The sequence below is a fragment of the Anoxybacillus ayderensis genome (genome assembly GCF_013761015.1).
In the GTDB taxonomy this organism is placed as follows: Bacteria; Bacillota; Bacilli; order Bacillales; family Anoxybacillaceae; genus Anoxybacillus; species Anoxybacillus ayderensis.
This window is the reverse complement of the sequence record NZ_JACDUV010000002.1, coordinates 361,915-382,292: the sequence shown is the minus strand read 5'-3', so window position 1 is coordinate 382,292 and position 20,378 is coordinate 361,915. Positions and strand designations below refer to the sequence as shown.

At 43.6% G+C, this 20,378-nt stretch carries 21 protein-coding genes; 4 read left to right on the top strand and 17 right to left on the bottom strand.

Annotation, left to right across the window (positions count from 1 at the left end):
- The first annotated feature begins 300 nt into the window (after positions 1-300).
- Together HNR63_RS04290 and rnjA are read left to right on the top strand one after the other, a co-directional pair.
- Positions 301-516 (top strand): DNA-dependent RNA polymerase subunit epsilon, encoded by a 216-nt coding sequence (locus tag HNR63_RS04290; RefSeq protein ID WP_021094462.1) that lies wholly within the window; start codon positions 301-303, stop codon positions 514-516.
- On the top strand, positions 513-2,180 hold the full coding sequence (rnjA, locus tag HNR63_RS04285) for a ribonuclease J1 (protein ID WP_035064035.1): 1,668 nt from the start codon (positions 513-515) through the stop codon (positions 2,178-2,180). The genes HNR63_RS04290 and rnjA overlap by 4 nt, the downstream gene beginning before the upstream one ends.
- Before the next feature lie 362 nt (positions 2,181-2,542).
- Here the strand turns inward: rnjA and HNR63_RS04280 are convergent, their stop codons facing one another.
- The 9 genes from HNR63_RS04280 to fadH all read right to left on the bottom strand — a co-directional run bounded on the left by HNR63_RS04280 (position 2,543) and on the right by fadH (position 8,879).
- A complete protein-coding gene (locus tag HNR63_RS04280) occupies positions 2,543-3,208 on the bottom strand; it encodes a potassium channel family protein (protein ID WP_021094464.1) in 666 nt (221 codons plus the stop codon).
- The gene (locus tag HNR63_RS04275) at positions 3,205-3,666 is read right to left on the bottom strand and encodes a TlpA disulfide reductase family protein (RefSeq protein WP_181519922.1); all 462 of its coding nucleotides are present in this window, start codon (positions 3,664-3,666) and stop codon (positions 3,205-3,207) included. Before HNR63_RS04275 ends, HNR63_RS04280 begins: the two co-directional genes overlap by 4 nt.
- Positions 3,666-4,799 carry an N-acetyldiaminopimelate deacetylase gene (locus HNR63_RS04270; protein ID WP_181519882.1) on the bottom strand — a complete coding sequence of 378 codons (1,134 nt, stop codon included), beginning with the start codon at positions 4,797-4,799 and terminating at the stop codon, positions 3,666-3,668. Before HNR63_RS04270 ends, HNR63_RS04275 begins: the two co-directional genes overlap by 1 nt.
- Positions 4,800-4,841: 42 nt before the next feature.
- Positions 4,842-5,549 carry a 2,3,4,5-tetrahydropyridine-2,6-dicarboxylate N-acetyltransferase gene (gene dapD, locus HNR63_RS04265; RefSeq protein ID WP_009362595.1) on the bottom strand — a complete coding sequence of 236 codons (708 nt, stop codon included), beginning with the start codon at positions 5,547-5,549 and terminating at the stop codon, positions 4,842-4,844.
- Between the two features lie 62 nt (positions 5,550-5,611).
- Positions 5,612-6,070, bottom strand: a complete 459-nt coding sequence (gene cbpB, locus HNR63_RS04260; protein ID WP_181519881.1) for a cyclic-di-AMP-binding protein CbpB — start codon at positions 6,068-6,070, stop codon at positions 5,612-5,614.
- 68 nt (positions 6,071-6,138) lie between these two features.
- A complete protein-coding gene (locus tag HNR63_RS04255; protein WP_021094469.1) occupies positions 6,139-6,378 on the bottom strand; it encodes a YkuJ family protein in 240 nt (79 codons plus the stop codon).
- A 101-nt stretch (positions 6,379-6,479) separates the two neighbouring features.
- The gene (locus HNR63_RS04250; RefSeq protein ID WP_052025515.1) at positions 6,480-6,713 is read right to left on the bottom strand and encodes a hypothetical protein; all 234 of its coding nucleotides are present in this window, start codon (positions 6,711-6,713) and stop codon (positions 6,480-6,482) included.
- 95 nt (positions 6,714-6,808) lie between these two features.
- On the bottom strand, positions 6,809-8,023 hold the full coding sequence (locus HNR63_RS04245; RefSeq protein ID WP_181519880.1) for an EAL domain-containing protein: 1,215 nt from the start codon (positions 8,021-8,023) through the stop codon (positions 6,809-6,811).
- Between the two features lie 100 nt (positions 8,024-8,123).
- Positions 8,124-8,879, bottom strand: a complete 756-nt coding sequence (fadH, locus tag HNR63_RS04240) for a 2,4-dienoyl-CoA reductase (protein ID WP_009362591.1) — start codon at positions 8,877-8,879, stop codon at positions 8,124-8,126.
- Positions 8,880-9,026: 147 nt separating this feature from the next.
- Between fadH and HNR63_RS04235 the strand changes: the two genes are divergently transcribed.
- Positions 9,027-9,875, top strand: coding sequence for a metallophosphoesterase (locus tag HNR63_RS04235; RefSeq protein ID WP_181519879.1), 849 nt, complete (start codon positions 9,027-9,029; stop codon positions 9,873-9,875).
- Here the strand turns inward: HNR63_RS04235 and crcB are convergent.
- Genes crcB through HNR63_RS04215 form a run of 4 tightly spaced genes read right to left on the bottom strand, consistent with a single transcriptional unit; the run spans position 9,870 to position 14,196 of the window.
- On the bottom strand, positions 9,870-10,202 hold the full coding sequence (gene crcB / locus HNR63_RS04230) for a fluoride efflux transporter CrcB (protein ID WP_181519878.1): 333 nt from the start codon (positions 10,200-10,202) through the stop codon (positions 9,870-9,872). The two genes, HNR63_RS04235 and crcB, sit on opposite strands and share 6 nt — an antisense overlap.
- On the bottom strand, positions 10,199-10,585 hold the full coding sequence (locus HNR63_RS04225) for a CrcB family protein (protein WP_181519877.1): 387 nt from the start codon (positions 10,583-10,585) through the stop codon (positions 10,199-10,201). Before HNR63_RS04225 ends, crcB begins: the two co-directional genes overlap by 4 nt.
- Before the next feature lie 12 nt (positions 10,586-10,597).
- On the bottom strand, positions 10,598-12,682 hold the full coding sequence (locus HNR63_RS04220; RefSeq protein ID WP_220127388.1) for an RNA degradosome polyphosphate kinase: 2,085 nt from the start codon (positions 12,680-12,682) through the stop codon (positions 10,598-10,600).
- Between the two features lie 2 nt (positions 12,683-12,684).
- Positions 12,685-14,196, bottom strand: coding sequence for a Ppx/GppA family phosphatase (locus tag HNR63_RS04215; RefSeq protein WP_085789392.1), 1,512 nt, complete (start codon positions 14,194-14,196; stop codon positions 12,685-12,687).
- A 102-nt stretch (positions 14,197-14,298) separates the two neighbouring features.
- Between HNR63_RS04215 and HNR63_RS04210 the strand changes: the two genes are divergently transcribed.
- Positions 14,299-14,739 carry a YkyB family protein gene (locus HNR63_RS04210; RefSeq protein ID WP_021094478.1) on the top strand — a complete coding sequence of 147 codons (441 nt, stop codon included), beginning with the start codon at positions 14,299-14,301 and terminating at the stop codon, positions 14,737-14,739.
- Positions 14,740-14,975: 236 nt separating this feature from the next.
- Here the strand turns inward: HNR63_RS04210 and HNR63_RS04205 are convergent, their stop codons facing one another.
- From HNR63_RS04205 to HNR63_RS04190, 4 genes are all read right to left on the bottom strand, one after another.
- Positions 14,976-16,553 carry a putative bifunctional diguanylate cyclase/phosphodiesterase gene (locus tag HNR63_RS04205; protein WP_181519876.1) on the bottom strand — a complete coding sequence of 526 codons (1,578 nt, stop codon included), beginning with the start codon at positions 16,551-16,553 and terminating at the stop codon, positions 14,976-14,978.
- Positions 16,554-16,645: 92 nt separating this feature from the next.
- Positions 16,646-17,758, bottom strand: coding sequence for a Ger(x)C family spore germination protein (locus HNR63_RS04200; RefSeq protein ID WP_181519875.1), 1,113 nt, complete (start codon positions 17,756-17,758; stop codon positions 16,646-16,648).
- Positions 17,755-18,855 (bottom strand): GerAB/ArcD/ProY family transporter, encoded by a 1,101-nt coding sequence (locus HNR63_RS04195; RefSeq protein ID WP_181519874.1) that lies wholly within the window; start codon positions 18,853-18,855, stop codon positions 17,755-17,757. The genes HNR63_RS04200 and HNR63_RS04195 overlap by 4 nt, the downstream gene beginning before the upstream one ends.
- A complete protein-coding gene (locus HNR63_RS04190; protein WP_181519873.1) occupies positions 18,852-20,318 on the bottom strand; it encodes a spore germination protein in 1,467 nt (488 codons plus the stop codon). Before HNR63_RS04190 ends, HNR63_RS04195 begins: the two co-directional genes overlap by 4 nt.
- Positions 20,319-20,378: the final 60 nt, after the last annotated feature.

The window sequence follows — 20,378 nt, the reverse complement described above, 5'->3', positions numbered from 1 at the left end:
TCGATGATCTTCTTATAATAAATCATAGAGAAGACATTTACTTTCCTGCAAAATCGGATACAATAAAAGTGAGGAGTGATGCGTCATGTTGAAAAAGTTGAAACGCAAGCTGCTCAAACAATGGAAAGAACTTTTGCGCAGAAAATCGATTGCGTAGTTGTACGAGCCCTTCTATTGAAGGGCTTCTTTTCAATTTTGTTTCCCATTCCACACTTTTTATATATAATAAGAAAAGCGGAAAGCGTCCGGAGCTAAATATCGCTTTATTTTTAAACGAATGACAAAAAGGAGAGATGAACGTTGATTTTTAAAGTGTTTTACCAAGATACGATCGATGAAGTACCTGTAAGAGAAAAAACGAAGACGCTATACATTGAAGCGGATAGCGAGCGAGATGTGCGCCGAAAATTACAAGACCGTCATATCAATATTGAATACATTCAACCGCTTGAGGGAGCGCATTTAGCGTACGAACAACAAAACGCTCATTTTCACGTATTGGAGATTAAACAATGAACATGTTAAAAAATAAGCAAGTCGGTGTTTTCGCTCTCGGCGGTCTAGGCGAAATTGGGAAAAATACATATGGCGTGCAATATGAAGATGAAATCATCATCATTGATGCCGGCATTAAATTTCCGGAAGACGAATTGCTCGGCATCGATTACGTCATCCCTGATTACAGCTATTTAGTGAAAAATGCGGAAAACATTAAAGGGTTATTTATTACGCACGGACATGAAGACCATATTGGCGGCATTCCGTATTTGCTTCGCCAAGTGAACGTCCCGATTTACGGCGGCAAATTGGCGCTCGGGCTCATTCGCAATAAACTAGAAGAGCACGGATTGTTGCGTCAAACGAAGCTCATTGAAATAAAAGAAGACGACGTCATTTCGTTCGGAAAAACAGCGGTTACATTTTTCCGTACAACGCACAGCATTCCAGATAGCTACGGCATCGTCGTCAAAACGCCGGTCGGACAAATCGTGCATACGGGCGACTTTAAATTCGACTTTACGCCTGTTGGCGAGCCAGCGAACTTAACGAAAATGGCCGAAATCGGAAAAGAAGGCGTCCTTTGTTTATTGTCTGATAGCACAAATAGCGAAATCCCTCATTTTACAATGTCGGAACGGCGCGTCGGTGAAAGCATTCACGACATTTTCCGAAAAGTGCAAGGGCGCATTATTTTTGCGACGTTCGCTTCGAACATTCACCGCTTACAACAAGTGACAGAAGCCGCTGTATTAAACAATCGAAAAATCGCCGTATTCGGACGAAGCATGGAAGCGGCTATTGAAATTGGCCAACAGCTCGGCTACATTAAATGTCCGAAAGATACGTTTGTCGATGCGGCGCAAATTAATCGCCTCCCTGCCCATCGCGTCACGATTCTTTGTACCGGAAGTCAAGGCGAGCCGATGGCAGCGTTGTCGCGCATCGCTAACGGGTCGCATCGTCAAATTCAAATTATGCCGGGCGATACAGTCGTCTTTTCGTCTTCGCCAATTCCGGGCAATACCGTAAGCGTCAATCGCATTATTAATATGCTTGCGCGCGCAGGAGCGGAAGTCATTCACGGACCGCTTAGCGACATTCATACGTCTGGTCACGGCGGACAAGAAGAACAAAAATTAATGATTCGCTTAATGAAACCGAAATATTTTATGCCGATTCATGGTGAATATCGCATGCAAAAAATGCATGTGAAACTTGCGGTCGATTGCGGTGTCCCAGAAGAAAACTGCTTTATTATGGACAATGGGGATGTGCTCGGCATTAGTGAAGAAGGGGCAAGCATCGTCGGCAAAATTCCGTCCGGTTCCGTATATATCGACGGAAGCGGCATTGGCGATATCGGCAACATCGTCTTGCGCGACCGCCGCATTTTGTCAGAAGAAGGATTAGTGATCGTCGTTGTAAGCATCAATATGAAAGAAATGAAAATCGCTTCCGGACCAGACATTATTTCGCGCGGATTCGTTTATATGCGTGAATCCGGCAACTTAATTAGCGATGCCCAACAACTGATCGCCAAACATTTACAACAGCTGCTTGAACAAGGAACAAATCAATGGTCGGACATTAAAACAGAAATTACCGATACGCTCGCACCGTTTTTATACGAAAAAACGAAACGCAAGCCAATGATTTTACCAATTATTATGGAAGTATAATTTCATTTTCTCCTTTACTTTCAAATATTTTATTGGGATGAGTGAAATGTTTGTAGGAGAAAAAAGACAGCTTCTTTATTTGGTATAATAAGGAATTTAACAAGTATGTTCATTGACAGAATAAATTCCGTTGAATATAATGAAAATATAAATGTAGGGTGTTTTAGTTACCTACGATTGTCTTTTCGCCACCATTGGAAATTGCGGTGGCAAAAGATCGGACAAATGATTTGAAAACTTGTCGCTCATCCGCAGGCGACTAATAAGTGGCGGACTCGAAAACTTGTCAAAAAAAGAAGCGGGGTATTCGCTTCTTTTTTTCAAACTGTTGAAAAGAAGGTGTCCGTTTGGACACCTTCTTTTTATTCCCCAACGACTTCGCTTTCGAACCGGTCAATGTCTTGATCGGCACCGATGACGATTAAAATATCACCTGCGTAAATGACTTCTGAGGCAAGCGGTGAAACGATAATGTCGTTGTTTCGTTTGATCGCAACGATGTTAATGCCGTATTTGGCGCGAATGTCTAACTCAAGAAGCGAATGACCATGGAGCCGTTCGTTTGCGACAATTTCGACGATGCTATGGCGATCGGACAGTTCTAAATAGTCAAGCACGTTGTTTGAAATCATATTGTTCGCAATTCTTTCGCCCATATCTCGCTCAGGATGAACGATATGGTCGGCACCAATTTTTTTCAGCACTTTTTCATGATAATCGTTCGTCGCTTTTACCGTAATTTTTTCGACGCCGAGCTCTTTTAAAATAAGCGTTGTTAAAATGCTCGCTTGAATGTTGTCACCGATGGCAACGATGACGTGGTCAAAGTTGCGAATGCCTAAACTTTTCAAAACGTTTTCGTCCGTTGAATCGGCAACGACGGCTTGTGAGGCAATCGATGCATATTCGTTCACTTTCTCTTCGTCTACATCAATCGCAAGCACTTCCATTCCTTGCTCACTTAACGTGCGACATACGCTACCTCCAAAACGCCCGAGACCGATGACAGCAAATTCTTTTTTCTTCACGACATATCCCCTCTTGTTCGATATTCATCAATGACGCGGATGATTCGTTTTTCTAACATATTCATTCCGCCGCTTCCTGCTTGGTAATGGCGAAATATACCGTTGGCATCAAATACGTAATACGTCGGTACGCACCGGTTATCAAACGCCTCTTTTAACCGATGATTGTTGTCAATGAGAAGCGGATGTGTAATCCCATATTGTTCCGCAAGCTGTTTGACGACTTCAACGTTTTCATCACCGTCGCGTCGCGGCATATGGATGGAGATGACGTTTAATTGTCCTTCATAACGATCGCGAAAGACGTTCACTTGTTTGATTCCGTCTTTACAAAGATGGCAGCTCACCGCCCAAAAATGAATAAGCGTCGGTTTGCCGATGAGCTGTTCGCGAGTGACGTTTTCGTTTAGTACGACTGTTGCTCCGTCTAATGATGGCATAAGTTCTCGTAATTTCATCATTCTTCTTCCTTTACTTTATGATTTCCTTTCCAAGCGATATAGCGAGTCAAAAGTTCAATAGCGACATCGATCGCTTGTTCGTTCGGATTTAATTTGGCATGATGCAAACCGAACGGAGATTGCACGCCGAGCCAAAACATAAAGCCGGGAATGCGCGCGAGCATGTAGCCGAAATCTTCGCCCGTCATCGCTTCTTGACAACGAACGAGATGAACATCTGTTTTTTGTTCCACAAATTGCATAAATTCATTCGTTAACGCTTCATCGTTATACACTTGGTAATACATCGAACCGTAATCAATATGCGCTTCGCAGTCGTAAGCAACTTCGATGCCGCGCACGATCGCTTCAATGCGCCCTTTTACTTTTTCCATCGCTTCCGGAGATAACGTGCGAATCGTCCCTTCTAGTCTTGCCCGCTCGGCGATAACGTTTTGTACGGTGCCGCTCGTCAGTTTGCCAATCGTAATGACCGCGCTATCTAGCGGATTGACGTTGCGCGAGACGATCGTTTGCAGCTGCATAATGAGGGCGCTGGCGGCAACGACCATATCTTTCGTTTCATGCGGAAACGCCGCATGTCCTCCTTTGCCGATTAAATCAATAAAAAGCTCGGACGTATTCGCAAACAATAACCCTTCTTTTGTCGCAATCGTTCCGACCGGATATTCAGGGGCAATATGCAAAGCGATCACCATATCGGGCATCCATTGTTTCATTTCATCGCTTTCAAGCATCGGAAGCGCCCCGCCCGGTCCTTCTTCCGCAGGTTGAAAAATAAAAAGCATGTCGTCGTCAATCGGATGATGGACGACGTGAGTAAGCACACCAAGCGCAATCGCCATATGCATATCGTGTCCACATGCATGCATGCGTCCTTCATGCGTCGAGCGAAACGGCACGTCTGTTTGTTCGTCAATCGGCAATCCGTCCATATCCGCCCGATAGCCGATCGTTTTCGTCGGTGCCATGCCGAGAACACGCACAAAAATGCCTGTGCGCCACGTTTTCATTTGCAACCGTTCTTGTGGGAGACGAGCTAAATAATCTAATATGTATCGCTGTGTTTTCCACTCTTGAAAGCCGAGCTCAGGAATTTGATGCAAATCGCGGCGGATGTTTACAAACATTTTTATCCTCCTTTTGAAAAAAGCGTGGATCCATTCCACGCTTTATAGTTGGCGAAGTTCTTGTTTAATTTCTACTTTTGCTTTTGTTTTTTCGTCAATTTGTTTAATGACGCGCGCCGGAACACCTGCAACAACGGTATATGGAGGCACATCTTCTGTCACGATCGCACCTGCGGCAACGACCGCACCTTTTCCGACCGTTACTCCTTCTAAAATGACCGCGTTTGCTCCGATCATCACATCATCTTCTACAATGACCGGTTTAGCTGACGGTGGCTCAATGACACCAGCAAGTACTGCTCCCGCACCAACGTGGCAGTTTTTTCCGACTGTCGCACGTCCGCCAAGCACAGCGTTCATGTCGATCATCGTTCCTTCACCAACAACGGCGCCGATATTAATGACCGCACCCATCATAATGACGGCATTGTCGCCAATTTGCACTTGATCGCGAATAATCGCTCCCGGCTCGATGCGCGCTTTTATATGTTTTAAATCAAGAAGTGGAATCGCAGAATTGCGACGGTCGTTTTCCACGACGTAGTCTTCGATTTTATGTTTGTTCGCTTCAAGCGCTGCTTCAATGTCTGCCCATTCGCCAAATACGACGCCTGTCTGACCTGTAATAAATGTTTTCGCGCTCGGGCCAAAATCAATGTCAGCGACGTCCCCTTTTATGTATACTTTCACAGGTGTTTTCTTTTTGCTGTTTTGAATAAAGGAAATGATTTCATTTGCGTCCATCATCATCGCAACTTCCTCCTTATCGTTTTATTTTTTTACTTTAACAAATGAAATAAACGGTGACAAGCCTATTGTCGCTTTTCGTACATCGAGCGATTGAACCGCTTTAACATTTCACGCCGCGTCACAATGCCTACAAAATAACCGTCATCATTTTCTACGCATAAAAATGGGTGATCAATAAGCAACTTCAACGCCTTTAAAAATGAATCGTTTATATGTAGGCGCGGCATGTTGCGCTGCATCACTTGTTCGACTTTCATCGTGTCAAGCCGCTCGAACTCGATGCGCTCAATACCTAAAATGGCATCCATAATCATCGTCATACTAATGAGCCCTTGCAGTTTATACGTCATATCTAATACCGGGATAGCTGAGTATCCTGTGCGCGTTAAGACGAGTAACGCGTGTTGTAAATGATTCCCCACTTGCACGTGCGCCACTTTATCGGACGGAATCATCAGTTCAGTCAGCGATGGTTGTTGCATCGTCATTCCGCCTTTCACAATATAATCCCCATTTGTCATTGTATCATGTTCGTTTCCATATGGAAAAGCGAGAAGTATAATAAAAAAGCCTTCACCGATGTGAAGACTTAATTCAACAAATCAAAAATTTCAATGGCGATCATATCAATGTTGTCGAATTGATACGATTTCGGCTTTTCGCCTTTTTCGTACACTTCTAATACGAACGTGTTCGTTTTTTCATAATATGTCACGCTACATTTTTTTTCACCATTGATTTCAAAGTTACGTTGTGGCGCTTCGTTCGTTCCTGTTTTTTGTTCTTGTAAGCTAATTAACCGTTGGATAATGCCTAATAATTGCGACATGACATTCATTCCTTTCCGATACGTATTTCAGCGACTATTCACTACTGTACCAAGATTCGCGAAAAAAGTAAACAAAAACGAAAGCCCACAAAAGCGGGCTTTTACGTTTGAATGGCAACGTATGCGATATACCCGAGCAAAAGAGCGACAAACACGATGTATGCAATAAAAATCGGATTGCGGACATACGGATGGGCAGCCACTTTTTCGCTGACGGGCGCATCGTATTCACCTTGCACTTTTTGTCGCTTTCCTACTTGATACGTATAAACAAGTCCCCCGACTAATACCCCGCTAGCAACAAGTAAAAGCATCCAAGAAAATGTATCCATCATCGCCCACCTCTCTAGGAAACGGTGCGCAAACATCGCCTTGGCGTGACACAACGTTTGCGCCTTATGCTTACTTTTCCACCGCGAACGATATTTTATTACAGATGGGCGTTATGTTCAAATAAATATTCATACGTTAAATCGATAAACAAATAATGATGTTCATCAATCGGATACGAGTATGTGCGAATCGTTTCACCTGTTTCAATGTCGCTGTACAAATCAGATAAAATGCCTCGTTTGCGGGAGCGCATGCGAATAATATTTTCTAAAAAATACGGACGCCAGCTCCAATTTTTCATTTCGTATTGCGGCTGTAGCTCCCACGTTTCACCTCGTTTAAATATGTTCGCGGACTGTTGAAATCCGTCTTCATCGCATACGTAAATGCGAAAACTACAATCGCTTAAATGTTTGGCTAGGGCGGAAATGAGTTCGTTAAACGATGAGGCTTTTTTATGTTTGGCGACGAGCTCGGATACGCGCGCTTGAAATTGTTCGGAAATATCGTATAACGTTTGCAGTTTCTTTTTTTCATGTTGAATGAACGTATGAAACTGATTGCGCAACGTTTCTTTTAATAAATGTGGCGGAAGAAATGACGGTGACGGTTCGTGCAAATAATAGCCTTGATAATATCGGCCGCCGTTTCGCCACGCATATTGAAGTTGAAAGGCGTTTTCTATCCCTTCATATAAAAGGGTCGCCCCAATTTTCCGCGCTAAAAGCGAAATGGAATAAAGCACATCATCGTACGATACCGCTGTCGCTGACGTGCGCAACGCACGCAAATCAATTTTTAATAAATCGGGTGCTAACAACCGAATGCGATCTAAGTTGCTGCTTTCTTTCCCAATATTATCAACCGCAATTTGAATGCCGTATGTACGCAAATACGTCAATACGTGCCCGAGCTGTTGAATGTCGCCTTTAAAATGATGCTCGGTTATTTCAAGGACGACTTGGTTTAACTTCAGTCCTTTTTCTTTATATTGAAGAAGAAGTTGCAAAAACGATTCTCCCCGATCGATCATTAACACGTTCGCATCACGATTAATGAAAATGAGCGATGCGGGCTGCTCGTGAACAAACTGTTCGAGCGCTTTTGTCGTTACCGCCAAGTCGACTTCCATGCGAAACTCCTCTGGAACCGTTTCGTCGTGAAAAAATGGGCCGAGGCTCATTACTTCATCTCCTTGTTGAAAGCGCCCAAGCACTTCATATCCGACGATGCATTGCTCGTCGGCGCTAAAAATCGGTTGGTAATACGGAACGACTTGATCGATGTGTGTTAAAATGTCTAGCGCATCCAAAACGACGCTTCCTCCCCCGTTTTTTTCACTCATTATATCATAAGAAAAATAAAAGTGCTTGTCGGGAAACAGAAGAAAAGCGACGCCAGCAAACGTCGCTTTAAAACGGATGTTGATTGAGCCATTGCCCGCCGTCGACCGTAATGCACTCGCCATTAATGTATGCGGCCGCATCAGAAAGTAAAAACGACGCGACTGCTGCAATTTCTTCTGGCGTACCGAAACGACCGAGCGGCACGCTATCTTTCACACGCTTTTCCATCTCCTCTGATAAAATAAGCTTTTCTGCTCCACCTGTTCGCTCAATCGGACCGGGAGCGATAGCGTTGACGCGAAAGCCGTATTTTTTTCCCCATTCGACCGCTAACGTGCGCGTCATCGTTAGCACGCCTGCTTTGGCGCATGCCGAATGAATGACGCCTGCCCCCGCTCCCCAAGCATATGTAGCAACGATGTTAATGATCGATCCTTTTTGTCCTTTTTCAATCCAATAGTTTCCGACTTCCCGACTGCAATAAAACGTTCCATTTAAAACGATGTCGATGACGCTATTCCAACCGTTAATCGATAGCTTTTCTGCTGGACAAATAAAGTTGCCTGCGGCGTTATTAATTAACGCATCAATTTTTCCGAACCGTTCATCTGTTTCTTTTACCATCGCGGCGACTAATTCTGGTTGACGGACGTCCATGACGATCGGAAGCACGCTTCCCCCGATGTCTTTCGCCGCTTCTTCAAGCGCTTCCTTTCTTCTTCCGGTAATGACGACATGCGCTCCTTCATCCGCAAAACGCTTCGCCATATATTTTCCCATGCCGCTTGAACCGCCTGTCACAATCACAACTTTCCCCTTCATCTTCTCATCCCCTTTTATGAATGGTTGTTCATTCATTTTTATTGTACTATATATTTAGAAAATTTTTAATATTGTTTTTGCTGTTTTTATCAACTTTTTTCTTTTATAATGAATGAAGAACATTTTCGCGTGGTAAGGTTTGAAAATATGAAACGACGAGATTTTTTACAAACGTTTTTTTCTTTATTCGTCAAAGGGGCGTTGCTTTCCACGGCGGGATATATGTATGCCAAATATATTGAGCCGAGGCAGTTGACGGTACGGCGTTACGAGATCGTGCATCCGCTTATTCCAAAAAGCTTTGATGGCTGTCGGCTTCTTCAATTTAGCGACGTCCATTTAGGGTATCATTATGCTGTTGACCATTTTCAACGCGTCGTGAAACGAATGAACGACCTCGATCCGCATCTCATTTGTTTTACAGGCGATTTGCTTGATGAACCGAACAAATATGAGCATGTCGCTGCGATTACATCGTTATTGACAACGCTTCATGCTCCGCTTGGAAAGTACTGTATTTATGGAAACCACGATCACGGCGGATACGGAACAAATATATATAAAGAAATGATGGAGAACGCTGGGTTTCGTCTCCTTGTGAACGAATGGGTACGTGTTCGTCAAGGGAACGAACAAATTGTCATTGCGGGGTTGGACGATTTTATGCTCGGTCAGCCGAATTTCGCAAAGACGGTGCAACAGTTGCCAAAGGAAACGTATACGATTGCGCTTATTCATGAGCCTGATCTTGTCACACAAGCGAGCGTCTATCCGTTTCATCTTCAGCTGTCTGGTCATAGCCACGGGGGACAAATTCAACTGCCGTGGATTGGACCGCTCGTCACCCCTCCGCTAGCGAAACAATATGTCGAAGGGTTTTACGACGTCGAGCAACTCACCTTATACGTCAATCGCGGCCTTGGAACGACACGCATGCCGTTTCGCTTTTTAACCCCACCAGAATTAACGTTGTTCACATTAAAAGCCGGGTTATAACATAAACCCGGCTTGAAACATACATATGCTTCCGATGAGTGAGGCAACGATGTAAAAAGATGCTTCTTTATATCGCTTTCCTAATAATAGTTGCAACGCTTCAACGCTAAATGTCGAAAACGTCGTAAACGCTCCGAAAAATCCAACGGTGACTCCAACCGCTTGCACGTCGTGGGCAAGCACGATGCCAAGCCCGAACGAACCGAGCCAATTAATGAACAAAATGGAAAGCGGCACACGTGATTTTCTCGTCCAGTGCAACAGCCATATGCCAAGCTGATAGCGGCACCACGCTCCAAACGCTCCGCCAAGAGCGACCGCAATCATGACGCCTCACCTACTTTTTTCATACCCATTCGCTCTCCCACATACACGCCCGCATAACAAAAAAGCAAGCCCCCAACGAAAGATGTGAGCACATATACATTCGCAAGTCCAACATGTTCGTGCCATAGCATGATCGTCTCTTTACTAAACGTCGACATCGTCGTCAATCCGCCGCAAAATCCTGTTCCGATGCCGAGACGCAACCATTCGGCCATTTTTTTCTTTCCGACGTAAGACGTAAGCGCCCCAAGTAAAAACGAACCGATATAATTGACGAGCAACGTTCCCCACGGAAATGCAAGAAACGGGAATGCGATCGCTACCCCGTATCGACATAACGCCCCTAGCGCTCCACCAAGGGCCACCGCTCCGCTTTCTTTCACATCATCATCTCCTTATTCTTCATCGTCTGCGACATCGTATGCCATGTGAAATAAAACCATTTGGCTATCTATTTCTTCTTCTCCTTCTTTTCTCTTCACGTAATCGTATTCTCCCTCTTCGTTTTGCTCGCGCGCTTTTACATTATCAGAAAGCAAAATGTGCAACACGTCAATAAGCCGCTGTTTTAACTCGTTTTTAAAAATTGGAAATAAAATTTCAATGCGGCGGTCCATATTGCGCGTCATCCAATCGGCAGACGATAAAAAGACGCGCGCTTGCCCATGGTGATGAAAATAATATACGCGGCTATGCTCTAAAAAGCGACCGACGATGCTGCGGACGCGAATGTTTTCGCTTACCCCTTTCATTTGCGGGCGCAAACAACAAATGCCGCGCACAATTAAATCAATTTGCACCCCTGCTTGAGACGCTTCGTATAGCTTCATGATGAGCTGTTTATCCGTTAATGAGTTCATTTTCGCGATGATGCGCCCATCGCCATATTGTTTATGATAGCGAATTTCTTCGTCGATGAGCTGTAAAAATTGTTGCCGTAAATCAAACGGGGCGACGACTAAATGGCGAAATTCCGGTTTTTCCATATAGCCGCTTAAATAATTAAAAAAGTTTGTCGCATCTTCGCCAAATTGTTCGTTCGACGTAATCAAACCAAAATCGGTGTACACTTTGGCGGTCGCGTCGTTATAATTGCCTGTTCCTAAATGAACGAACCGCTCAATTTTTCCATGTTTTTGCCGAACGATTAACGTAATTTTACTATGTGTTTTTAAATGTGTCATGCCATAAATGACGTGGCATCCTGCTTTTTCAAGCTCTTTCGCCCATTGCACGTTATTTTCTTCATCAAACCGCGCTTTCAATTCAACGAGAACGGTCACTTGTTTGCCGTTTTCCGCCGCTCGTTTTAACGCTTCAATGATCGGAGAGTCTCCGCTGACGCGATACAGCGTTTGTTTGATCGCTAACACGTCCGGATCGTCTGCCGCATCGGAAATAAAATCAATGACTGGCTCAAACGACTCGTATGGGTGATGAAACAATAAATCGCGCTCTTTCGCTTTTTCAAATATATCTTCATCGTCATCTAAATCTTTTGGGGGCTGCGGAATGAGCGTTTGAAAAACGAGATGTTCTTTATATTTCGCCACTTCATGATAAAACGAAAAGAAAAACGTTAAATCGATCGGTCCGTCAATTTGATACACATCTTTTTCATGAATTTCTAACTCATCTAATAAATAATCGAGCACCCATTCGTCAAACCCTTTTTTACTCATTTCAAGCCGAACAGCTGCGCCCCATTTTCTCTTTTTTAACTCTTTTTCAATTTCTTTTAATAAATCGCGCGCCCCTTCTTCGTGAATCGTTAAATCGGCGTTGCGCGTAATGCGAAATTGCGTCACAGACGAAACGGTGTATCCTTTAAATAACGTATGAATAAACGTCGTAATGACATCTTCTAACAGCGCATAAGCGTGCATATCGTTGTTTGCTGGCAATGGAATGAAGCGATTTAATACCGCCGGCACTTGCACGATCGCTAATTTTTTCCGTTCATCTTCATCTTCCTCATCGTCAAGGACGATCGCTAAATTTAAACTTTTGTTCAACAACATCGGAAACGGACGATACGCATCGACAGCCATCGGCGTTAACACCGGAAAAATATTTTTCATAAAATACGACTGTAAATATGTCGTCTGTTCGTCGCTCCACTCGTTTGGAGCAAGCAAATATACTCCTTCTCTATTTAACATCGGCAACAGCGTTTCGTTGTACATGTCGTACTGCCATTTTACAAGCGTATGCGTTTTTTTCGCAATTTGTTTCAACTGTTCTTTCGGCGTCAATCCCGCCTTATTTTCCGGCTTATTAAATCCAGCTTTCACTTGATCTTTTAACCCCGCGACGCGCACCATAAAAAACTCATCTAAGTTCGAGCTAAAAATCGCTAAAAATTTCAGCCGTTCTAATAACGGATTGCGTTCGTCCATCGCTTCTTGCAAGACGCGCTCGTTAAAGGCTAGCCAACTTAATTCGCGGTTATTGTAATAACGCGGATGGCTTAAATCCATATTCATCCCTCCAAATGAAACTGTAATTGAATCGGGCGTTTTAACATTTTTTCCACATGTTTTTTATGTTTTTCCGCTTGATATTCTTCCGCTTTAAACGATTGACTGCAAAAAAGATGCATGACGACTATGTCCCCTTGAAGCTCAAGCTGCACCCGCTCAACGATATTTCGCTTCGTATCGTTTAAGCTGTAAGCAAATTTTAATAGCGCACCGAGAAAACGAAACTTTTTTTGTTCTGCGCGGGTAAACCACGAATGAAACGGCTGAATGTATTGTTTAAACAACGTCTTATTTTTAAACGAAGCGACAAGCGCAAGCTGCACACGATCGCGATGGCTTAATCCGTCAATCGTTCGATTCGCTAAAAGATAAAACGTATGTTGGCTGCTTGCTTCTTCATCGACATATTGCCCTAAATAAAACACGTGAGCGGCGCGCTTTAATAAGACGAGATCTTCTCCCGTTAGCGGAAAAAGCGAAAGCGTGCGCATTTGTTCAAACAGTTGAATGACAAGTTTTAATACGTGTTGTACATGGTTTGTATTTACTTCGTAATCTTGGGCTAGTTCAAAAAAACTTTCATCTAATACGCTGGGAAAGACGATCGGCCCAAACTGTTCGTAAAAAATGCCGTCTCGCAATCCTTTTCGGCTTAAAATAAACATCGTCGCATCAACGGTTTCGTATAACGTTTGAAACACTTCGACCGCTGGAATAATTAAGTCCGCTCGATCTTTCGATAATGATTCGACTTTTTGCAGCTGTTCAAACGTCAACGAACGTAAATATTTTTTTACTTGTACAATGTCGTCTCGCTTCATTTCGTATTGATGAATGCCCGCAATCGGATAGTTTTGTAACATTTGATGCACTTGCACAACGTTTCGGGCGCTTCCTCCGATCGCAATGATTGGCAGGCGGCGTTGTTTTAGCCACGGAAGCGATTGAAATTGTTTGTCGACGTATGCACGCAACGTTTGTAGTTCTTCATCTGTCGGCACGTTTCCTGCGACAAACTGACGCTTTAACGATAACGCACCAAAAGGGAAGCTATGATAGTCGACGAGTTCGCGGTTATGAAAATACGTCACTTCCGTACTTCCTCCACCAATATCGACCGTAATCCCTTCATGAAACGACGTCGATTGAATGACAGCTAAAAAACCGTAGTATGCTTCTTCATATTCGGATAAAATACGAATACGAAAGTCGGTTTTTTCCGCAATAAAGCGAACGATGTCATCGCGATTGCGCGCTTGACGAATCGTTGCCGTCGCGACACATTTGACATCGTGCAGGCGATGAAAACGCGTCACATCTTGAAATGTCAGCAGTCCATCTAAAAGGACATGCAATCCTTCCTCTGTAAAAAAGCCGTCTTCCGTTAAATAGTTGCGCAGGCGAGCTGCAATTTTTACATTTTCCCGCTCGCGCAACCGACCGCCCTTGCTTCGTTCGTAAATGACGAGGCGCATCGTATTCGAGCCGATATCAATAATGCCGTATTTCAACGTTTACCCTCCTCTATGTAAAAAACGAATTAAAAATTTTCCAAAAACATAGACGATCGTGTATAATAAAAGTGTATAAAAATGAAAAGGAGTGGAATGCCAATGGAAACAGTCGAATGCACCGTGGAAAACTTATCGGTCGCTCTGTTTACGGTCAACCGTCATGCGAAAACAGCGTTAAATCCTTCTTACTTGTATTTGCTGAAGAAAAAAACGATTGAAAAAATGCTCGAAGAAGGAACAGCAAAAAAAGTTGGGCTTCATTTTTCCCGAAATCCGAAGTACAGCCAACAAAAGTCGGACGTGCTTGTGGCGATCGGTCAATATTACTTCCACATACCTCCAACAAAAGAAGACTTCAAGCATTTGCCTCATCTCGGTACGTTGGACGATTCTTATCGCAACCCTGTTGCTAAAATGCCGTTGTCTCAAGCGAAACGTTTACTTCAAGCATATACAGGCATCACACCAGAAGATGTGCAACCGAAGCCGAAACGTTACGACTGGTCACGTCCGCATCGGTTCGGGAAAACATTTCGGTAAGGACAAGCTTCGAGCTTCAACAATCATACTTTATTATATTACACAAAAGGGCGGCCTCTTAATGAGATCGCCCTTTTGTGAAAGATAAGAAAGTATAGAGTTCCGGGGCTCGGTGAGGAGCTGTCTAGCTCCAAGCGCCATCGGCTCGAATCGCTCCGCCCCACACTGCGGCGGCGACAGCCTCCTCGGTGGGGCTCGTGCGATCTTCGCCGATAAGCGGGCGCTTTTCGCTTTTCTTATTGGACTAATTGTTCAAACTGTTCAGCTGAGAGCGGTTTGCTGAAATAATAGCCTTGGGCGCGGTCGCAACGTTCTCGTTTTAAAATCGCAAGTTGCTCTTCCGTTTCCACCCCTTCGGCAACGACTTTCATTTGTAAGCTGTGCGCCACTTCAATGACGGCGCGAACGATCGATAAGTCGTATGAATGTTTCACCATATCTTGCACAAACGAACGGTCAATTTTTATAATGTCGACCGGCAGTTTTTTTAAATAGTTTAGCGACGAATAGCCTGTCCCAAAATCGTCAACGGCAAGTTGAAGCCCTAAACTTTTTAACGATTGAAGTTGAGCGAGCACATAATCGATATGATGCATCGCCATACTTTCTGTAATTTCTAGTTTTAAGCAAAACGGATCTAAATCGTACGTGCGCAACACGTGTTCAATATGTTTCACTAAATCCGCTTGCAAAAATTGTTTAATCGAGACGTTAATACCGATTTGCACGTGCGGGAGCCCTTTTTTCCTCCACACTTTACTTTGTTCACATACTTGTCGCAACACCCAATCGCCAATCGCTTGAATTAAATTCGTTTCCTCCGCGATCGGGATGAACGTCGCCGGCGAAATCCAGCCGCGTTTCGGGTGATGCCAACGCAACAGTGCTTCGACCGCCACAATATCGCCTGTTTGAATATCAACAATCGGTTGATAATGAAGCATAAATTCATTTTGCTTTAACGCTTTTCGAATGCTATGTTGAATGTACAATTTTTCTTCGTTCGTCTTTTTTAATTCGTTCGTATAAAAACAGTACGTATTTCCCCCGTTTTCTTTCGCAATTTCAAGCGCCAAGTCGGCAAACGACATGAGCGTCGTCCAATTGGTTGCATCATGAGGAAAGACGCTTACTCCAATGCTTGGCGTCACCGTCAACTCTTGGTCTTTGAGCTGAAACGGGGCGGAAAATAATTGCATCATTTCGCCAAGTAAACGATGCAATTCATTTCGATCAATCGTATAAAAAGCGAGAAAAAATTGATCGCGATGTTGTCGTGCAACGATGCCGTTTTCATAGCGACGCAATCGCTCCGCTACTTGTTTTAGCAATTCGTTTCCACGTTCATAGCCAATTAAATCGTTAATAAACTTAAATCGGTCTAAATTAAGCGACAATAACGTAAACGGTTCGTTTTGATTTATTCGCTCGCAAAGCATATGTTGAAACGAATCGTACGACAAGACGCCCGTTAACGTATCGGAATCGTCATCGTCTATCAAAAAGCACCCGGTCCAAATGAGATGCGATTGAAACGAATACACGTGTACATATGCATGACGATGATCGACGACCGCTTGTCCGCACCACATATTGTTTGTATGTAATGTAGAAATAGCTTCATGAGCACGGTCAACGAGTTGTTGCACGACGCCATAGCGACGTGACAACTGTCTCATAAACGATTCGCCCATATACACAATTGTGCCATCTTCGTTCGTAACAAAAAAAATCGCACATTGATCAAATTTTTGCCCAACGGCCTCCCATTTCATCAATGGAGGGTGTTGGAATAAAAACTGCTGTTCATTCATGTTGTAATCCTCGCTTTTTGTATTGTCCCTCCTTCTTTTATTAAACCATATGGCACAACGATTGAAAATAATTTTTCATAAAGAAACAAAAATTAGTCAATTGTTCCTGTGCGTAAAATCGATACGTTCACATCAACATCAATCCGTGCATCTTTGTATAATTGTAACCATTGTTTATCCGTCAACTGTAACTTGCGCACCGAATGGTCATATATTTGTCCAAATCCGATCGGATCCGTTTCATATGCTTTTAATTTTGCTAGTAACTGATCGATTTCTTTTTTCATTTGCTTTTCAATGGCTCGTTCAAGCACGTGTATATTCGCTTGCATAATCGGCTTCATTTTTTCAGACATCTCTAAAATTTCCGTTTGTAGCTTGACGGTGACGCGAAAATGAGGCGTTGGCTTTTGGCTAATGAGCTTGATTTTTCGTTTTGTTTTAATTTCATTAATGACGAGATTTACTTTTTTCCCCTTTTTCTTTATTAATAACGGGGCGACATCTTCGCGCGACACGGTAATATTTTTTAGTCCTGTGTTATACTCGGACGCAAGCATTTTAATATAAAAACTTTCATCAAGCCGCACCGTTCCAACGAATTTGTCTCCGCGAAAGAGCGCCACTTTTTCAATAATCGGTTTGTCGTCACGCAATGATAAACAAGGTAACACAGCGTCTTTTCCAACGTCGTAATAACTATGAATGAATTCGTGCAGCGTCGCGGCTAATAGCGATTCACTGCGCAAATTTTTTTCAATTAATCGATATAAATACGTGCCAATATCGGGCGTATCTTCATGTTTTTTACTTTTTATGACTTGTTTTGCGCTCGGCTCCCCAACAGCTAAATAAACGAGCGAGCCGATGTTCGCATCGCGTTGTAGCGTATCGGTTAACCCAAAAATTCCATCTTTCTCTGCTAGTTCTTTTCCATACACAACGACGCGAATTTGTCCTGAACCTAAATCGTGGCTCGTTTGCGCCTCTAAATCTTGACGAAATCCTTTGCTCGTTTTATTTGTCGCTTCAATGACTTCGGACATCGATGAACCCATCTTCTCAAACGACAACATGACGGAGCCCCCTTCGTACATCTTCCCTTTTTTATCAAACCCTGCCGCTGTAATAATGCCTTGTCGTTCTAATACGCGCGGAGATACACAGCCGCTAAGCAACAACATGACGATGATTAACCATTTCATTTTGCGCTCCCCTTTGCCCATGTTTTCATGCGCACAAAAACATATAAGAAAAACGGATAGACGAAGCTTAACCAAAATCCGTACCATCCGACTTGATCAATAAACTCGTTAATTGTCGCTCGCTTTTCAAAAATAATGGCAACGAAGAAAGATAAACATGCGAAAATAAATAATCCGTATTTTTGTTTGATATGAAAAAGCGCTTTTCCCCCGCGCGTCATCGCCCACATAAACAGAAGTAAATTCGGCAAAATGACGAGCAACCAAAGCGGAATGACGATATATTCAAACCGTTCAATGAACGGAAACTTCACAATTGTAAACATCGATAACGACGCCCAAATGGTGACATCAAGTTGTTTTGGGCTAAAAAAGGCAATCGCAATGACGGTCACTATGGTAACGAGAAACGTCGTCAATAACACGCCAAGTTGCGCATAGCGATGGACGCGCTCTTTTTCTTTTACAAACGGATAAATGATATATAACACTTCAAAGCCGAGCATCGTGTAAGACGTTTTTAATACGCCGTTCATCATCTGTTTCGGCGTCGCTTCCAGTATCGGAAGTAAATGAATCCACTCCGCATATTTCAGCGGTTGAAAAACGACAGCGACGATCCAAATGGTCATAAAAAACGTTAAAAAACTAATGCCAGCCACGAGCCGAAACCCGCCGCCATATAGGGCATATACCGTTAAAAGCACTAAAATAAGCGCGCCGCCCCAAAGCGGAAAATCAGGGTACACCCACGTTAACGCCATTTCCACGTATCCGAGCAAAATGGACGTATATGCCATTAAAAAATAAAAGACAACTACAGCATTCATAATCCAACCGAGCACGCGTCCATACACGAACGTATGAAGCGAAAAAATGTTGTCATGTTCCGACAATTTTAACGTTTGGCAAATGACAAAAACGATAAGATGAATCCATAAACCGCTGATGAGGACAGCAATCCACGCATCTTGGCGCGCTTCAACGAAAATGACGCGCTGCACGCCGACGATGCCGAGCCCAATTTGCGCAGTATGGACGAGAAAAAAAACGAGATACGCATTCACGGATAGCCGTTCGTTTGGCGTTTTCATCATTCATCCAAATCCTTTCGTTTCATCGCTTCGCGCCATGAAAAACGGCGGAAGTTTTGCGGGCGGTTCGTTTTCGGACGCTCGTCATAAAACTTGATCGGCAGGCGAATGAGCGCATATTTCATATCGGTGAAACGAAACGGATATATTGGCGATAAATACGGACGACCAAGCGATGTCAGCTTCAATAAATGAATGAGCAATAGGCTGACGCCAATAAATATGCCAACGAGCCCCCAAAGCGCCGCGAGTAAAATGATTGGGAAGCGTAAAATGCGAATCGTCGCCCCCATTTCATAACTTGGCGCTGTAAACGAACCGAGCGCGCTTAATGCGACGATAATGATAAGGACGTTGCTCGTAAATCCAGCATCCACTGCCGCTTGTCCGAGGACGATACCGCCAACGATACCCATCGTTTGGCCGACTTTTGTCGGCAAGCGCGCCCCTGCTTCACGCAATAGCTCGATCATAAATTCTAAAAATAACGCTTCGATGACAGGAGGAAATGGCACGCGCGAACGCGATTCGCCAATCGTTAACAATAAAGCGGACGGAATGACTTCGTAATGATATGTAATGACCGCAACATATAACGGTGATAAAAAAATGGACGCGAAAATGCCAAGCATGCGTACAGCGCGCAAGACGGTGCTCATCGTCCAACGTAAATAAATGTCTTCCGTCGTTTCAAAAAAGCTGAAAAACGTCGTCGGACAAATGATGACCGTCGGGCTGCGATCAACAAAAATGCCGATGCGCCCTTTTAATAAACTATACGCTAATCGGTCAGGAAGTTCCGTCAATAAATATTGCGGAAAAATCGTATACGCATGATCGTCTAATAGTTGCGCTAAAACGGAGCTATCGATCACTTCATCAATACGCAATTCCGCTAACCGTTGCTTCACCGTTTGGACGTTTGTTTGATCGGCGATGTCTTCAATGTATACGACGCGCACATCGAGCGGGTTGCGCACCCCGATCGTCATTTTTTCAGTCACTAATTTTTGATCGGTAATATTTTGCCGCAAAATGCGAATATTTGTATCAATCGACTCGGTAAACGACATTTTCGGACCGAGAACGAGTGACTCCGTTTCTGCTTTTTCAAGCGACCGTTCGACTTTTTCTGCGATGTTGACGACAAGACCACGCTTTTCTTTTTCGATGTAAATGCCCGCCCAGCCGTCGCGTATATATGACGCCATTTCTTGTTCTGTTTCACATATACGAACTGCGCCAAGCGGCAAACAGCGCGATAATTGCTCAATGGATATATGTTCTTGTTCATGAATAAAGGCAAGGACGTTTTGTTGAAGATGAGCGTGATTAATTAAATTGCTTAAAAAAAGGACGGATACCGCTTTTCCTTTACATTCGATGCGGCGGCACATGAAATCTGGCGAATGGGCAAGCTGTTTTGCAACCTCATCAACTCGATTTTTTTTCGAAAACCACATCATCTTGCCCCCTTTTTCTTCCGCTTCGTTTTTTACTAGTTTGCAATGACAAACGTTTTTTAT

Coding starts and splice junctions, on each gene's coding strand:
- rnjA (WP_035064035.1), top strand. CDS start 513: ATGAACATGTTAAAAAATAAGCAAGTCGGTGTTTTCGCTCTCGGCGGT.
- HNR63_RS04275 (WP_181519922.1), bottom strand. CDS start 3,666: ATGAAATTACGAGAACTTATGCCATCATTAGACGGAGCAACAGTCGTA.
- HNR63_RS04270 (WP_181519882.1), bottom strand. CDS start 4,799: ATGTTTGTAAACATCCGCCGCGATTTGCATCAAATTCCTGAGCTCGGC.
- dapD (WP_009362595.1), bottom strand. CDS start 5,549: ATGATGATGGACGCAAATGAAATCATTTCCTTTATTCAAAACAGCAAA.
- cbpB (WP_181519881.1), bottom strand. CDS start 6,070: ATGACAAATGGGGATTATATTGTGAAAGGCGGAATGACGATGCAACAA.
- HNR63_RS04255 (WP_021094469.1), bottom strand. CDS start 6,378: ATGTCGCAATTATTAGGCATTATCCAACGGTTAATTAGCTTACAAGAA.
- HNR63_RS04250 (WP_052025515.1), bottom strand. CDS start 6,713: ATGATGGATACATTTTCTTGGATGCTTTTACTTGTTGCTAGCGGGGTA.
- fadH (WP_009362591.1), bottom strand. CDS start 8,879: ATGAAGGGGAAAGTTGTGATTGTGACAGGCGGTTCAAGCGGCATGGGA.
- HNR63_RS04235 (WP_181519879.1), top strand. CDS start 9,027: ATGAAACGACGAGATTTTTTACAAACGTTTTTTTCTTTATTCGTCAAA.
- crcB (WP_181519878.1), bottom strand. CDS start 10,202: ATGATTGCGGTCGCTCTTGGCGGAGCGTTTGGAGCGTGGTGCCGCTAT.
- HNR63_RS04220 (WP_220127388.1), bottom strand. CDS start 12,682: ATGGATTTAAGCCATCCGCGTTATTACAATAACCGCGAATTAAGTTGG.
- HNR63_RS04210 (WP_021094478.1), top strand. CDS start 14,299: ATGGAAACAGTCGAATGCACCGTGGAAAACTTATCGGTCGCTCTGTTT.
- HNR63_RS04205 (WP_181519876.1), bottom strand. CDS start 16,553: ATGAATGAACAGCAGTTTTTATTCCAACACCCTCCATTGATGAAATGG.
- HNR63_RS04200 (WP_181519875.1), bottom strand. CDS start 17,758: ATGAAATGGTTAATCATCGTCATGTTGTTGCTTAGCGGCTGTGTATCT.
- HNR63_RS04195 (WP_181519874.1), bottom strand. CDS start 18,855: ATGATGAAAACGCCAAACGAACGGCTATCCGTGAATGCGTATCTCGTT.
- HNR63_RS04190 (WP_181519873.1), bottom strand. CDS start 20,318: ATGATGTGGTTTTCGAAAAAAAATCGAGTTGATGAGGTTGCAAAACAG.